This is a genomic window from Fervidicoccaceae archaeon, from assembly GCA_038734945.1.
GTDB lineage: Archaea > Thermoproteota > Thermoprotei_A > Sulfolobales > Fervidicoccaceae > ARK-14.
This window is the reverse complement of sequence record JAVYOA010000009.1, coordinates 278,297-292,132: the sequence shown is the minus strand read 5'-3', so window position 1 is coordinate 292,132 and position 13,836 is coordinate 278,297. Positions and strand designations below refer to the sequence as shown.

Here is a 13,836-nt window from a genome sequence, read left to right as displayed (position 1 = left end):
CATGGAGAGAAGACTTGAGCTAATAACTAGGAATGCGGAGGAAATTATAACGGAGGAAGAGCTCAGGGAGATGCTGGAGACTGGAGAGAGGCTTGATGGATATCTGGGCTATGAGCCAAGCGGGCTGTTCCATATAGGATGGGTCATCTGGGCATATAAGGTAAAGGACATGATAGAAGCTGGGGTAAACTTCAGGTTGCTAGAAGCGACTTGGCATGCTATGATAAACGATAAATTCGGAGGTAACTTGAATCTAATAAGAGAGGCTGCAGCATATATAAAGCATGGGCTTAGAGCACTAGGCATACCTGTAGATAAAATAACCTTTATCGATGCGGAGAAGCTCGTCAGTGATAAGTCGTATTGGGAACTTGTCATAAGAGTGGCAAAGGGAACATCTCTGGCCAGAGCAAAGAGGGCTCTCACGATTATGGGAAGAAAAGAGGATGAGGCAGAACTAGATTCCAGCAAGATCATCTATCCCTTCATGCAAGTTTCAGACATTTTCTATATGGATCTAAATATTGCGCTGGGCGGTATGGATCAGAGGAAAGCGCATATGCTTGCTAGAGAATTAGCAGAGAAGCTCAAAAGGAGGAAAATTGTGGCTGTTCATACACCCATTTTAACCGGCCTTATGGGGAGGGGAAGAGCTGGGGGAGAAGGATCAAGAGATGAAGTTCTTTCCCAAACAAAGATGAGCAAATCCTCGCCTGAATCCACGATTTTGATTCACGATGCTGAGGAGGAGATCGAGAGAAAGATACTATCAGCATATTGTCCCCGGGGAATTAAAGAGTTCAATCCTATACTTGAGATAAACAAATACATCCTATTCTATGAGAGAGACTTCACCTTAGTCATAGATAGACCTCAAGAGTATGGAGGTAGCCTTGAGATCAATAGCTATGAGGAGCTTGAGAGAATGTTCATTGAGGGAAAAATACATCCGCTAGACTTGAAAAGAGCAACAGCAAGAGAATTAGCTAGAAGGCTCAAGCCCGTCAGGGATTACTTTAGGGACAATGCAGAGGCAAAGAGATTAGCGGAGGACATAGCCGGCTACTTCAATATGAAGATATCTATTTAGCTTTTCTAAAAGAGAGAAAACTTAATTTTTGTTTATTTTGAGCTTATAGTGAGGCCCCATATACTCGGAAACGTAAATGCTAAAGTTCCGAGTAAAGGGGGTTCCTCGAGCATCACGCTTACATCATCAAGCACACCTGCTTTTTGGTGTGGAGGATGATTACAAATGAAATATCTGGTAAGAGCAAGAATAGAAGTGGACGGTATAGTTGATAAAAATGATGTAATTGGAGCTCTATTTGGACAGACAGAGGGTCTACTTTCTCCTGAGCTGGATCTAAGAGAGCTTCAGGACAAGGGAAGGATAGGAAGAATACAGGTGGATCTAAAGCCAAGCAACGGGAAAATAAAGGGAGAAATAAAGATTCCATCAAACCTTGACAAGGCAGAGACTGCCCTGATAGCTGCGCTCCTCGAAACCATAGACAAAGTTGGTCCATATACAGCAAAAATACAAATTGTCAGGATTGTTGATCTGAGAGTAGAGAAGCTGAAGAAGGCCGTGGAGAGAGCAAAAGAGCTTCTTAGAACATGGCAGGCCACAGAAATGCCAGATATCAGGGATTTGTTGAGAGAAATACAGAGCGCCATTAGACCAGCTGAAATAATAGAATATGGCCCCGAGAAGCTTCCAGCAGGAAGCGATGTTGAAAGGAGTGATGAGCTCATAATAGTCGAGGGGAGGGCCGATGTGCTCAACCTAGCTCGCTATGGTTACAACAATACTATAGCGGTTGAGGGTGCTAAGGAGAGCATACCTGATACTGTGAAACAGCTGGCCGCCAAGAAAAAGAGAGTAATCGCATTTGTTGATGGTGATCATGGCGGGGAGCTTATACTGAGAACTCTTCTCAATTCCACAAAAGTGGATTTTGTGGCGAGAGCTCCTCCGGGAAAGGAGGTTGAGGATCTTGTTGGAAGGGAAATTGAGCAAGCGCTCCAGAATATTGTCCCAGCTGAACAATATAGGGCAGAAATTGAGCGCAAAGTTGAGAAAAAGGCAGCAGAGCAAATAAAGGCTGAAGCCCCGCAGGCCTCAGTGGAGACTCAAGAGCTATCTCCTCCCCCCCAGGAAGCTGAGCTTGCTCCCCCTCAGCCTCTCCCAGTCTCAATCGAAATTCCAGAGAACGCCATGAAGATGATAACAGAATTGAGGGGGACGCTTGAAGCAATAATCTTTGATGAGAATTGGAACCAACTCAAAAGGATACCAGTGCGAGATCTATACAATGAACTTGAAAAGATGGAGCCGGGAAAGGCAGGAGCAGTTGTATTTGATGGAATAGTAACGCAGAGAATAATGGATGCTGCTTCTGAAAAGAAGGTGAAGCTACTTATTGCCTCCAGAATAGGAAACATTGCCAAGAGGGGGGATGGAATAACCCTGCTAACAATGGGGGATCTGCTAGGGTAGAACAGTAATCGCAACATAAGCAAGGGTGCATGCTATCTTGGGCGTAGATGAGCTGTTCAGAAAAGAGAGGATTCTGAAGCCTGGAACTGTTTTGAGAGGGAAGAAAACAATTGATGAAAAAGATATACTGGAGCCTTCGGTGACATTGATACCGAAGGAAGAGAGACGGGGTAAATATGTGGCAATAGAGGGCATTGATGGCTCAGGAAAGACCACTCTCTCAAACCTAATATGTAGAAAAATGAGTGAGGCCGGAGAAAAATGTGAGATAGTTAGAGAGCCATTCTATGAGGAAATAAAGGCACTTCTCCACAAAATGCCAAACATGAATCCAATTGCTGAGGCATATCTTTTCGCAGCAGATAGGCTAATAATGCATACAGAAAAGCTAATTCGATTGCTCAGGGAAGATGAGATAATAGTGATCGGAGACAGGAGCTATCTGGCAAGCCTTGTCTATCAGAGCACAAGGGGGGCACCACTTGAGATAATTCTATCAATTAATTCATTTGCTGTGGAACCTGATGCTATTATATTGCTAGATGTGGATCCCGGAATTGCCTGGGAAAGGCTGAAAAAGAAGGGGGACAGACAGCTTCAGCATCTAGAAGCCAGAGAGATATTGGGAAAGCTCAGAGAAACTTATCTAAAGCTATCATCGAAGATAGAGAGCCCACCAATTGACATAATAGATGCATCTCTCCCCCCCGAAGAAGTTCTGGAGAGAGCCTTGGAGATCTTAAGGAAGAGAAAGTTGATTTAAGAAAAGTTCAACCAAGCTCAATCATTCCATGTATTATTTTTATTTTACCCATTCTCACCAATTCATCCAATATCCTTCTTGCTTCTTCCTTCTCTATCTTCAGTCGTCCCTGGAGGATAAAAATGGCATCCTTGGTTCTCAATGAACCATATTCGAACATTGAGTCCTCTAGCGCTCTGAGTCCTTCAAAAGCCATTTTATTTTCCTTCCTTTCAACCAATTTTACTTCCATATTGTTCATTTCGAGATATAGCTTATCTCCTCCTCTTTTTTCCTCTAATAGAAATATGTCCTCCTCGATTTTCCTCAGCGAAAATGCTCTAGCTCTTAGAATATTCCCAATGAAGCTACCCACATGAGTGACAACTAAAGTTATATCATGCTGTTTTTTTCGGAGCAACTCCATGTGCTGCCTCAAATCATATCCGACTGCATATATGATTGTTGGAAATGAGAACTCGTTATGAAGGTCAGTTGATATAGATATTTTCTCAAACGAAAGGCTCCTTCTTTCTAGAAATTCTTCAAACAATCTCCTATTGATGGGTGAAAGCTCGATCAAAAGTGGTGTTCTGCTGCTTTTCAACGCATTAGCGCATGCAAGTGCTGCTAGGTAAGATCCAGCTGTAGCATGATGCGTCAATACTAATGCTCTCTCCCAGATCCCCAAATCTTCCAGTTTAAGCACTGTTCCCACCTAGTTGATTTTTTCTTCGATATCCTAAGAAAAAATTCTTTATTATGCCTCCCAGCTCCTCGAATGATTTGTAGCGATCAGAGAGAATAAGAATAGATTGTGGAAAAGAAGCATAGAAAGCTGGTACTATCTGCGTGAAATAAAAGCTGTATAATGTTCTGTTTCCAATTGCGTAGAGAATACAGTACATCAGCAAAAAAATGTCAATTGAGAACATGACTCCGTAGCTCTTTAGCTCATAGCCAGGTCTCTCTTTTTCAACTAAATAGAGAAATGGAGCTATGAGTGAAACAACAAAAACAGGAACGTAGATAATTGGAGAGCCAGATGCTGATATGTCCGGGTTGTAAGAAAGATAGAATGGACTATATCCCAGAATCCACTCTATAGGTGTGCTCGTTGGGGGTCCTGGAGGTCTGCTCTCCATGTGCCACGCGAGAGCAGATCTGATCTGCATGAAGACCCATCCAATGCTGTAGTGGTAGGCCAGAGGTAAGAATGCAATTATCGCTAGAAGCAGAGAAAATAGAGATGGATATAATATAGCTCCAAAGAAGTCCCTCTTCTCTCTCGAGATATAGAGCATGATGAACGGAAGGAGAAAGAATCCGCTGTACTTGACAAGTCCTGAAAGTGATATGAAAAGTGCCGACAGAAGGGGTCTGTTGTAAACATAGAAGAGGAGCCCGAGAGCTGTGAAGAATGCAAGATGTATGTCAAGCATAGCTACACTTCCCATGTTTTTTGTAAGGGGATCGAGCGATGCCGCAAGAGATGCGAGGATAGAGCCGAATGCTCCCGATAACTTCCACCCAATCAAGCCAGCTATTAATACAATGAATCCGGCCTCTATTACTCCTGGGATCCTCCATGCTGTCGGATAGTCTCCTAGGACATACATGGAGAGGGCTATTATATATTTCCCCAATGGAGGATGTTCAGGATTCACATATTCGAAAACTCCCTCATTGTCTGGCATTGGATAGCCTGGAACAATCTTCAAAGTTCCCTCACATAGATCACTGGGGGATGTTCCTTTTGGAAGGGCGATGGCTATAGCATTGTTCTTCACATAGTCGTCCTTCAGTATTATTCCCCCAGTTTCTAGGGCTTTCAATTTACATGAGGCAACAGCTTCTGAGGAGTTCAATTGTATTGTATAGCCATACATGCCATTGTAGACATATGATGTATGAATTCCGAGGACAAAATTAGCGATTAATCTAGCACTTGGCACATACCATATTTCATCGCTAATATATCCAGAAAGAGCTGAAGCCTGAGAGAATGTTAAATAGATCTTTGAAAAAGATAGGAAGGTTATCACAACGAGGGAAATTACTAGAGCTTTCTTTCCCCTATTGTTGAGGGCCTGCCATAGCTTCTTTTCCGGCAAAGTACCAACTACCCCTCACATTGAAAAGTATATTTTTTATAATGGTATTGAATTAAAATTTTTATCCATTCCCTTCCAAGGAATTAATAAATAATTTCAGGTGCCAGCAATGCCAAGGAAAAAAGAAGTTGAAGAGCTCGTATTGGAAGAAGTTGATCTCAAGATCCTTGAAGCCCTTGCAAGAAATGCAAGAGGAAGTCTCAAGGAAATTTCCGAGGTAGCCGGAATACCAATATCGACAGCATTCTCTAGAATAAGAAGGCTAGAGCAGCTCGGGATAATTAGGGGATACACTTTGGACTTAGACCACGAGAAGCTTGGCTATAAAATAACTGCCATTATACACTTCAGCGTTGAAGGTCCCTATTTAGAAGAAATAGAGAAGCAGCTTTCCTCCAAGCAAAATGTCATATTCCTTTATGACATTACTGGGGAATTCGATATTCTGGCTGTTGCCAGATTCAGAAGCATAGAGGAGCTGGATAAATTTGTCAAAGATACATTGAGAAATCCACATGTGAAGAAAACCACGACGAGCATAGCATTGAGGGTTGTGAAGGAAATGCACCCCCATGTACCACTATAGCTTGTTCTTGAATATTTTTGATTTTGAATTTGAATAAAAAATGAAATAAGTTCACAAATTGGAGAGTATCCCTATATGAGTTTGAGAAGAGCAGGAAGAGCGTTGAGCATGATAACAATTTTCTTCGTAATCGTTGCACTAGCTATGAGCATAATTGCATATGTGTTAACGAAAGATAGAAGACATTTTGTGGAAACCGCGATTTTGATTACTGCTCTTCTCCTTTCGCTGAAAATGAAAATATAGCGGTCCGGCACCAGCTTGGGGTCCCTGCGAGCCCTCTCGGCGCTCACTGGGAGCCCCAACGCGGCCGGCTTAACTTCCGGGATCTGACGAGACCGGGTGTTGCCCAGCCGCTATGGCCGGCCCGGACCGATAAATACATATTGCTTAAAGGTTTTTAAAGATTAGTGCTCTCTTGAAAATAGTTTCCTATTTATGAGGGAAACAGCGATGGTAGAGCGCATTACCAGGGGAATGAAGCTGGTTGAGAAGCTGTCATTTGCTAGGGGTCTCGCAACAGACCTGGATGGAACACTAACAGAGAACAGGAAAGGATATCGTATACCTCCTGAAGCAATAGAAGGTGCCTTCCTGGTAAAGAAGGCTGGTGTGAAGATATTTCTAGTATCTGCCAATGCTTTTCCAATAGTATTTGGAATAGCAAGATACCTTGGATTTGATGGAGTTGTTGCTGAGAATGGATGCATAGTTGCTAGAATCGATGAATCTGTGAAGAGGCCACAAATAAAGGAGATCTGCAGGGAGTCCTTCAGAGAAGCAGCCAAAATAGTGGCAGAGAAGCTCCCTGCCTTGTTCAGAGAATCTTGGCAGAATGATTTCAGAAAATTCGATTTTGCCCTCGAGGTTCTAAATAGTTCTTTGAGTAAAGAAGAAATTGTAAGCTATGTGAAGCAAATACTGGAAAAGGAAGGGTTCCATGACAAGGTGGATGTTAATTACAGCGGGTATGCTGTCCATCTAACACCAAGAGGTGCTGGAAAGCTAAATGGTCTGAAGATCCTGTTATCAATGTTCGATCTCGGCCTGGAGGAAATCGTTGGAATTGGAGATAGCATAATGGATTGGGACTTCATAAGAGAGGTTGGAATAAAGGTTTCAGTCGCTAATGGAGATCCTGAGCTCAGGGAGAGGGTAGAGATTGTCACTGATTACGATAGTGGATACGGTTTTGCTCAGCTTTGCAAGACTATTGCGGAGGCAAAGCTAGTCGGTAAATAATTAATTTCACTTTCTCTGATAGATCTTTTTGAAAATAGAGACTATCCTTTGCTTTATGCTCTCCTTATCTTCTAGAGGCTCTCTCAGAATAACTCCTGCTGCATATTTATGTCCTCCACCGCCCATTGCCTTTGCAAGGAGAGATACATCTACTGTTTTGCTTCTCAAGCTAATTCCCTTTTTATAAACAAAAACATAGACATCTGCTTTTGAACCGCTTCTTTCCTCAACAAATCTCTGCAGATCTCCAGGATGAATCTTTTCGCTTGGGTAGAGAAAGATTATTCTCTTTTCATCAAATAGTGAGTATTCTGCTGTTCCTATTGCCTTTTCCATGAGTTCTCTATACTCTCTGTGGGCCTTTTCATAGAACTCCTGCGCCCATTTAGGCCAAATATATCCATCTATCCAGCTCTCCAGGGTTTTATATCTAATTTCCCAATCGCCCCATCTCAAAATTATTCTCCATTTTGGAGTTAATTCGTACTTGTTTGAATATGTATCATCGTCCTCTGCTAGATTCATGAGGTCAAGCAAGTGGCTGGGAATATCATAGCCTCTAAGAACTGTTTGGCTTATAAGTTTCGATGTGCATTCAGCGCTAGGAGATAAAATGAGCTCTATGTTTGAGCAGAGCTTTAGTGTTTCTAGAGTATCGTCATCCCAAAGATGGTGATCTATCCAGTGAATTCTTGTCTGACATTTTTTAGTAGTTTCCTTGAGGATCAGTTCAGCTATATCCGGTCCGGGATTGAGATCTGCTATGTATATTTCCTTCGCTCTGGCTTTTTTGAGCTCCTTTAAATAATAATGCGTCTTAGTTGTACTTGAAAGCCTTATGTTGTCTTTCGATACTCCAAGAGTAGTGGCTAACATTGCTGCCGAAGCAATGCCATCTATATCCCAGTGCGATATTATTCCGATCAATACTTTCCGTCCTCAGGGATTCCTATTAATTAATTAAGTATAATGCTAACATATATATTTTACAACTAAATGGCAATACATGAGTCTATTTTTGAAATATTCGAGAAAAGCTGTTGTGCTTGTAGAAAAGATGGAATATCATTTAGGTCAGGGGCTACCATTTTCCACATCTTGTAATTCTAGCGCTGGTATCCCCCTTTCTCATCATCCCTGCTCATTTTCCTGATTAGAGTGTTCCTGATGTATAAAGTTGTTTTCCACCATAGAACGAGCCAAAGGAGAATGATGAGCCCAGAAGCCAGAAATCTGAGAATGACAATAATGAGCATTTCTGAGGAAAAAGCTAAATAGATGAGCTTAATGAGGGTGAAGGATAAAAGAACCCCAAAAAAGCCGAAAAATGAGATAAGACTACCTACTGCGAAAGCCCTCAAAATTCTCCTTGGTGATAGTCTGCACGGCAAGATACTATCTTCCTGCTTACTTCAATTTCATGACTTCATCTTCTGGATGGGGCTGCTTTCAATGTAGGCTTTATGACTCGTACAAAATATTCAATTCTATTTCTAACTTTCGGTGGTTTGTTCTTCTTTCCCTTTGGCTCAATTTTTGGAGTTTGGTTTCTAACCTTTCCAGCCTTAGTAAGCGATCCGTGGCTTGGCAATTTATATCCCCCAGGCTATTCATTTAAATATCTTTTCTATGAGGTTTATAATTCATTCTGTTGATATTTGCCTTTATTGCTTCTCCTTCTTTTTCCATCTTAAATAGAGCAGTAGAAATATGTAGAAAAAGATTATTATTAATTTTATAGTAAAAAAAGAGCATAGGCGATGGAAATGAACTTAGAAGGAAAGGTTTCAGTTGTGACAGGAGGGGGGAGCGGCATTGGAAGGGCAATATCGATAAAGCTCGCTTCTCTGGGATCTGCAGTCGCTGTGCTTGATATTTCTGAAAAAGGCGGAAAAGAAACTGTTGATTATATAAAATCTCTTGGTAAAAAGGCAGAGTTCATAAAACTAGATGTCTCGGATGAGTCAAGTGTAAAGCAAGTAGTAAATTCCGTGGTGGAAAAATTTGGAGGAATTGATGTACTCATAAACAATGCAGGTATTGAGCCTCCACCAGCTTCAATCCTGGAAACTTCCACTGAATGGTTCGACAAAGTGATGAATGTTAATTTGAAGGGCATTTGGTTTATGATAAAATATGTTGCCCCACATATGATATCAAGGGGTGGGGGTTCTATAGTCAACATAGCTTCTGTGGCAGGCATAAAGCCTCTGGCTGGAGCTTTTCCTTACTCAGTATCCAAGGCAGGAGTAATAATGCTCACGAAGTTGTCGGCATTGGAGCTTGGCAAGTACAAAATAAGGGTTAATGCAGTTGCTCCTGGTTGGGTTAGAACACCCATGGTTGAGAGAGCAGCAAAAGCATCTAATCTGACGCTTGAGCAATTTGAGAAGGTTAATTCGCAGAGAATCCCCCTTGGTAGATTTGCTGAGCCGAACGAGATAGCGAACTTAGTTGCTTTCTTGGCATCTGAAGACTCATCTTACATGAACGGAAGCGTTGTTGTGATTGATGGAGGAATAGTTCTTTCCTAATTTTTTTAATAACCTGAAAGCCTCTTCCTTTAGAGCGGGAAAGAGGCCAGAAAGGAAGCAAGGGGTTTTTATGGAGAGCTCTCTTGAAGAGTCAGTGAAGAAGCTGCTCGAAGATGAAAGTGTGAAGAGATTGGTTCAGAGCAGGCTAGAGGAATTCAAGAAGCTCGGCGAGGAGGGGAGCTGTGAGGATATTTTCTCTGAGCTATCCTTCTGCATTCTCACAGCGAATTTTTCAGCAGAGAGAAGCATATATATTCAAAGAGTCTTGGGGCGGGGTTTTTTAACCCTCTCTTATTCCCAACTGACCAAGACTCTCAGAGAGCTTGGTCATAGATTCCCTGAAAAGAGAGCAGAATTCATAGTTAGAAATAGGCCTCTCCTCAATGAGATTTGCAAGTTAGTTAAGTTAAAGGGATCGGGGAAGGCTAAAAGGAATTGGTTGGTTGAGAGGGTGAATGGAATCGGGCTAAAAGAAGCAAGTCACTTTCTTAGAAACGTGGGTTTTTCTGATGTTGCGATAATAGATTTCCATATCCTCGACCTTCTTGAGAGATATAGAATATATGAAAGACCAAAAACGCTAACCAAGAAAAAATATCTAGAGATAGAGACAATTTTAGAAGGTATTGCCTCCAGAATGAAGATAGGCCTCGACGCGCTCGACTTATATTTATGGTATTTGGAAACAGGAAAAGTGTTGAAATGAAAATTTTATTTCAACTCTGCAGAGGAAATTGTTAAATGGTAAAAATCTTCAAATATGCAGAGAGTGAAGAGATTGTCAGAGAAAAAGATACTGCTTCTGGTGATTGATAGAGATAATGATATTGAGAAGTACACAGGGCTGAAGGCACCCATCATAGGAAAAGAGGAGCTTCTTAAAGCAGCAATAGAATTTGCAAAACATTCACCTGAGGATAGCGACCTGAATGTGATGTTTTCAGGACTTCAGCTCCTAGAAAAAATGATCAAAGAAGGATACAATACAGAAATAGCCCTTGTTGCTGGAGATGAGAGTGATCCTGTGAAGGGAGATCTCAGAATAAGAAATGATGTTGAGAGGCTCAAGCGCGAACTGTCGGTAGATGGAGCTATAGTAATAAGTGATGGTACAGAAGATGAAGTAATTATACCTGTCCTTCAGTCAATTATTCCAATTATCTCTGTACGAAGGGTTGTTGTAGAGCAACTGAGAGGAGTGGAAGAAACATATATACTTTTGGGCAAATATATAAGAAAAGCCATATTTGAGCCGAGATTTTCTAGAATTTTTCTGGGAGTTCCCGGAATTTTACTGCTCTCATTAGTTATATTGAGCTTCATCGGATATTTGCAGTATGCCACTCTTGTAATTGGTATTATTTTGAGCGGAGCGATGATTGTGAGAGGTTTCAATTTGGAGGAAAAAATATACGAATATTGGGCAAGCAGCCCTATCATGTTTGTATCTTCAAGTGTGGCAACAATCTTGATAGTTACTGGAACAGTCCTATTCTTCTATACTGTATCTTCTTCCCCATCAATATATTCTGTGGGCTCTGCCATAGAGAATTCATCTCCAATCTTTGGTCTGAGCATATTCGCCATTCTAGTAGGAAGAGGCATCATTAAGTTGATAAACAGAAGCATAAAAGTATGGAGGGATATAATAGGAATGATTCTCACGCTGATATTTGTCTTTGCATTTATGAGATTCGGTGATGCTCTATCATCGAGAACAGAAAAGACCACACTTGATGCTCTCCATACAGCAATATTCAGCTCTGGTTTTCTCGATATCCTCGTTATAGGTATTGGAGCAGCAGGATTGCTAACTGTGGCAATAACTTATATTGAGAAAAAGTACTTCGAGAAATAGCTTCTCAGAAATTCTTGCTATAGGATAACTTCTATATAGAGGTTGTCTACAATGTCTCTGTATCTATTTCTCACGGCCACATCTGTGAATGTTCCAAAGGCTGAAGCAATATCTCTCTGATTTCTCTTTTCTCCCATTATAGCAGAAGATATGTATGCTATGGCAGCTGCCACAGCAATTGGAGATTTGCCTTGAAGCATGTTCGTCCTCTCGACAGCATTAGAGAGCCTATACATGAGCTTTTCTGTACCCTTGCTTAGGGAAAGGACTTTCACGAAAGATGGGACATATTCTATCGGCTTTGAGACCTTGGCATTTATTTTCCCTCCGCTGAGCTCCACTATTTTTCTATATGCATATCTAACACTTTCTTCATCGACTTCCATGACACTGGCAAGATGGGCGAAAGATCTTGGAATTTTGGCTAACTTGCATGAGATATATAAGGCAGCTGCAGCGTATGCTCTTATCTTTTCTCCTCTTCCTAATCCTGCTTCAACAACTTTCCTCATTAACAATGAAGCTGTTTCTATGACTACTTGAGGCAACTGAAGTCTTGATGCTTCTTCTTTCAATAGGGTCAGTGCCGAGATCATTCTTTTGTTCTCTCTCATGCGCGTAGATGCTATTCTTCTTCTTAGCATGTACATTTTCTTTCTCTGAGAAAAATTCAACTTTCTTATATCCTGCTCACTTATTGTAGTTGAAATCCCATAGTCATGCATGGAATTAGTTAAAGGAGAACCAACTCTCGATCTACGCTTTCCCTCTCCACTCTCGAATTCCCTCCACTCAGGACCTGAATCTAATATGCTACCGAGAACTTCACCTGTTGACAAGCAAATTATTTCTCCTCTCTCTTGATCCACAATTATATCTGGGCAATTATTACTGCTAGTGGACATGCTTGACAAGCTTATTTTCTCCTCCGGGGTGGCCTTCCAACCGATTTCTTTACTATCAGCACATCCCTTCCAATCAATTTGCCTGGATCTATATCTGGCCTTATTGTAACAGCTAGAACATGGGGGGATGTAACCTTCCCCAGAACATCTACTACTTTTCCTATGAGCATCATATCTGGAGAAAGAACAGCGTCTCCCAGCTCGGGGATCTTTTCATTTTCGAGTGCAATTAGAAATCTTTTTCCGTTAATAGCCTTCTCAACCCTTCCCTTTAACTTCATTGAAGGCCACGCCCGTATTCGAATTATAGAATTTTTGGTTTAAAACTAGTTTGATGGGTATTACCGATTTACCGAGAGTTAGACAATTTTCCTAATTATTGAGCAAAAATCGGTAATTCCTATTTGGGTTCAAAGTATTACAAAAAGATAAATTTAAATAGTAGAGGGCAAAGGCTTAGGCAATAGGACTTTGATAATGAGGTTTCCCAGAGCCCGAACAGAAGGAACCATTACTGGGAAGATAATGACTTTTCTTCTCTTATTCTCTTCAGCTCAGCTGAAATTCTTTTCAATATATCTCTCTTGCTTCCAGCCTTGTTAACAACAACTCTCTCAGTTTCTTCCCACCACTTCCTTGGATATTTTTTCTGCTCAAGAATGGGCTCCAATCCAAGCCTCTCGGCTGCCATAATAATTTCCTTCACGGAAGGTTTTGAAACTGCATTCGAAATAGAAATCTTTCTTCCCTTACCTTTGGATTGAGAGGAGTCCAAATTTGAGGGGTAAATAATCACTTTTTTCCCAATGAATTTTCTAGAGCTGCTCATAGGAGCGTATCCTTGGAGGTCTTTTTGCAGTTTGATTACTTCATTAAAATGGCATTGATTACTCCATCCTGACCAGGTCTTGAAACTACGATAGCTTTCCCAGACTCAACTTCTATTATGGATCCTTTTGTTATGATCCCTCTCCTAGCATATTCCTTATTGCTCGGAGTTTCAATAACCCTCAGAATTTTTTCAACTTTCACTCTGTTTTCCTTTTTATCAACGACTACTGCCTTGCTAGCTTTCTTCAGCCTTATCTTGAAACCGCCTCCTCTTACTCTTTCTCTAATCCTATCATCCTCTTGGGCAAGCTTGGTTTCTGTGGGGTTTCTCCCTAGTAGGGCCTTCCTTTTAACTTTATAATTTCTTCTCCTTCTTCCTCCGCTGGGTTTCTTTAGGTCATTTTCCTGATATATCCCCATAACTGCTTCCCTCCAGCTACTCATAAATAAACCAGGTTTTTAAGGATTCCTCATCTTAAAAGCTTATTTGGATAGAATACTGAAAAGGATTTGAAAGCAAG

17 protein-coding genes and 1 rRNA gene are annotated in these 13,836 nt (G+C 41.2%); 9 read left to right on the top strand and 9 right to left on the bottom strand.

Annotated elements, in window-relative coordinates; genetic code table 11:
- Position 1 precedes the first annotated feature (1 nt).
- The 3 genes from QXR92_05915 to tmk all read left to right on the top strand — a co-directional run bounded on the left by QXR92_05915 (position 2) and on the right by tmk (position 3,266).
- The gene (locus QXR92_05915; GenBank protein ID MEM0319535.1) at positions 2-1,090 is read left to right on the top strand and encodes a tyrosine--tRNA ligase; all 1,089 of its coding nucleotides are present in this window, start codon (positions 2-4) and stop codon (positions 1,088-1,090) included.
- Between the two features lie 165 nt (positions 1,091-1,255).
- On the top strand, positions 1,256-2,503 hold the full coding sequence (gene dnaG / locus QXR92_05910; GenBank protein ID MEM0319534.1) for a DNA primase DnaG: 1,248 nt from the start codon (positions 1,256-1,258) through the stop codon (positions 2,501-2,503).
- Positions 2,504-2,540: 37 nt separating this feature from the next.
- Complete coding sequence (tmk, locus tag QXR92_05905; protein ID MEM0319533.1) at positions 2,541-3,266, top strand: dTMP kinase; 726 nt, start codon at positions 2,541-2,543, stop codon at positions 3,264-3,266.
- Positions 3,267-3,273: 7 nt separating this feature from the next.
- Here the strand turns inward: tmk and QXR92_05900 are convergent, their stop codons facing one another.
- Entirely contained in the window at positions 3,274-3,954 is a 681-nt protein-coding gene (locus tag QXR92_05900; GenBank protein ID MEM0319532.1) for a hypothetical protein, read from the bottom strand.
- Positions 3,947-5,359, bottom strand: a complete 1,413-nt coding sequence (locus tag QXR92_05895) for a glycosyltransferase family 39 protein (GenBank protein ID MEM0319531.1) — start codon at positions 5,357-5,359, stop codon at positions 3,947-3,949. The genes QXR92_05900 and QXR92_05895 overlap by 8 nt, the downstream gene beginning before the upstream one ends.
- A 109-nt stretch (positions 5,360-5,468) precedes the next feature.
- Here QXR92_05895 and QXR92_05890 point away from each other — a divergent pair, with 109 nt between their 5' ends.
- Together QXR92_05890 and QXR92_05885 are read left to right on the top strand one after the other, a co-directional pair.
- Positions 5,469-5,945 carry an Lrp/AsnC family transcriptional regulator gene (locus QXR92_05890; GenBank protein ID MEM0319530.1) on the top strand — a complete coding sequence of 159 codons (477 nt, stop codon included), beginning with the start codon at positions 5,469-5,471 and terminating at the stop codon, positions 5,943-5,945.
- A 75-nt stretch (positions 5,946-6,020) separates the two neighbouring features.
- A complete protein-coding gene (locus tag QXR92_05885) occupies positions 6,021-6,191 on the top strand; it encodes a hypothetical protein (GenBank protein MEM0319529.1) in 171 nt (56 codons plus the stop codon).
- Here QXR92_05885 and rrf read toward each other — a convergent pair.
- A 5S ribosomal RNA gene (gene rrf / locus QXR92_05880) occupies positions 6,191-6,315 on the bottom strand. The two genes, QXR92_05885 and rrf, sit on opposite strands and share 1 nt — an antisense overlap.
- Before the next feature lie 83 nt (positions 6,316-6,398).
- On the opposite strand from rrf, the gene QXR92_05875 reads away from it, so the two are divergent.
- On the top strand, positions 6,399-7,187 hold the full coding sequence (locus tag QXR92_05875; GenBank protein MEM0319528.1) for an HAD-IIB family hydrolase: 789 nt from the start codon (positions 6,399-6,401) through the stop codon (positions 7,185-7,187).
- 6 nt (positions 7,188-7,193) lie between these two features.
- Here QXR92_05875 and QXR92_05870 read toward each other — a convergent pair whose 3' ends face one another.
- Positions 7,194-8,114: a DHHA1 domain-containing protein gene (locus tag QXR92_05870; GenBank protein MEM0319527.1), complete on the bottom strand. Its 921-nt coding sequence runs from the start codon at positions 8,112-8,114 to the stop codon at positions 7,194-7,196.
- Positions 8,115-8,613: 499 nt separating this feature from the next.
- A complete protein-coding gene (locus QXR92_05865) occupies positions 8,614-8,778 on the bottom strand; it encodes a 30S ribosomal protein S30e (protein MEM0319526.1) in 165 nt (54 codons plus the stop codon).
- Positions 8,779-8,953: 175 nt separating this feature from the next.
- Here QXR92_05865 and QXR92_05860 point away from each other — a divergent pair, with 175 nt between their 5' ends.
- The 3 genes from QXR92_05860 (at position 8,954) to QXR92_05850 (ending at position 11,579) form a co-directional block, all read left to right on the top strand.
- On the top strand, positions 8,954-9,721 hold the full coding sequence (locus QXR92_05860) for an SDR family NAD(P)-dependent oxidoreductase (protein MEM0319525.1): 768 nt from the start codon (positions 8,954-8,956) through the stop codon (positions 9,719-9,721).
- Positions 9,722-9,791: 70 nt separating this feature from the next.
- Positions 9,792-10,427, top strand: a complete 636-nt coding sequence (locus QXR92_05855; GenBank protein MEM0319524.1) for an N-glycosylase/DNA lyase — start codon at positions 9,792-9,794, stop codon at positions 10,425-10,427.
- Positions 10,428-10,499: 72 nt separating this feature from the next.
- Positions 10,500-11,579, top strand: coding sequence for a DUF373 family protein (locus QXR92_05850; GenBank protein ID MEM0319523.1), 1,080 nt, complete (start codon positions 10,500-10,502; stop codon positions 11,577-11,579).
- A gap of 17 nt (positions 11,580-11,596) precedes the next feature.
- Here the strand turns inward: QXR92_05850 and QXR92_05845 are convergent, their stop codons facing one another.
- From QXR92_05845 to QXR92_05830, 4 genes are all read right to left on the bottom strand, one after another.
- Positions 11,597-12,484, bottom strand: a complete 888-nt coding sequence (locus QXR92_05845) for a hypothetical protein (GenBank protein ID MEM0319522.1) — start codon at positions 12,482-12,484, stop codon at positions 11,597-11,599.
- Positions 12,485-12,495: 11 nt separating this feature from the next.
- Positions 12,496-12,765 (bottom strand): hypothetical protein, encoded by a 270-nt coding sequence (locus tag QXR92_05840; protein MEM0319521.1) that lies wholly within the window; start codon positions 12,763-12,765, stop codon positions 12,496-12,498.
- Between the two features lie 230 nt (positions 12,766-12,995).
- The gene (locus QXR92_05835) at positions 12,996-13,313 is read right to left on the bottom strand and encodes a signal recognition particle subunit SRP19/SEC65 family protein (GenBank protein MEM0319520.1); all 318 of its coding nucleotides are present in this window, start codon (positions 13,311-13,313) and stop codon (positions 12,996-12,998) included.
- 35 nt (positions 13,314-13,348) lie between these two features.
- A complete protein-coding gene (locus tag QXR92_05830) occupies positions 13,349-13,759 on the bottom strand; it encodes a 30S ribosomal protein S8e (protein ID MEM0319519.1) in 411 nt (136 codons plus the stop codon).
- Between the last annotated feature and the right edge of the window lie 77 nt (positions 13,760-13,836).

Coding starts and splice junctions, on each gene's coding strand:
- QXR92_05915 (MEM0319535.1), top strand. CDS start 2: ATGGAGAGAAGACTTGAGCTAATAACTAGGAATGCGGAGGAAATTATA.
- dnaG (MEM0319534.1), top strand. CDS start 1,256: ATGAAATATCTGGTAAGAGCAAGAATAGAAGTGGACGGTATAGTTGAT.
- QXR92_05890 (MEM0319530.1), top strand. CDS start 5,469: ATGCCAAGGAAAAAAGAAGTTGAAGAGCTCGTATTGGAAGAAGTTGAT.
- QXR92_05885 (MEM0319529.1), top strand. CDS start 6,021: ATGAGTTTGAGAAGAGCAGGAAGAGCGTTGAGCATGATAACAATTTTC.
- QXR92_05875 (MEM0319528.1), top strand. CDS start 6,399: ATGGTAGAGCGCATTACCAGGGGAATGAAGCTGGTTGAGAAGCTGTCA.
- QXR92_05860 (MEM0319525.1), top strand. CDS start 8,954: ATGAACTTAGAAGGAAAGGTTTCAGTTGTGACAGGAGGGGGGAGCGGC.
- QXR92_05855 (MEM0319524.1), top strand. CDS start 9,792: ATGGAGAGCTCTCTTGAAGAGTCAGTGAAGAAGCTGCTCGAAGATGAA.
- QXR92_05845 (MEM0319522.1), bottom strand. CDS start 12,484: ATGTCCACTAGCAGTAATAATTGCCCAGATATAATTGTGGATCAAGAG.
- QXR92_05840 (MEM0319521.1), bottom strand. CDS start 12,765: ATGAAGTTAAAGGGAAGGGTTGAGAAGGCTATTAACGGAAAAAGATTT.
- QXR92_05835 (MEM0319520.1), bottom strand. CDS start 13,313: ATGAGCAGCTCTAGAAAATTCATTGGGAAAAAAGTGATTATTTACCCC.
- QXR92_05830 (MEM0319519.1), bottom strand. CDS start 13,759: ATGAGTAGCTGGAGGGAAGCAGTTATGGGGATATATCAGGAAAATGAC.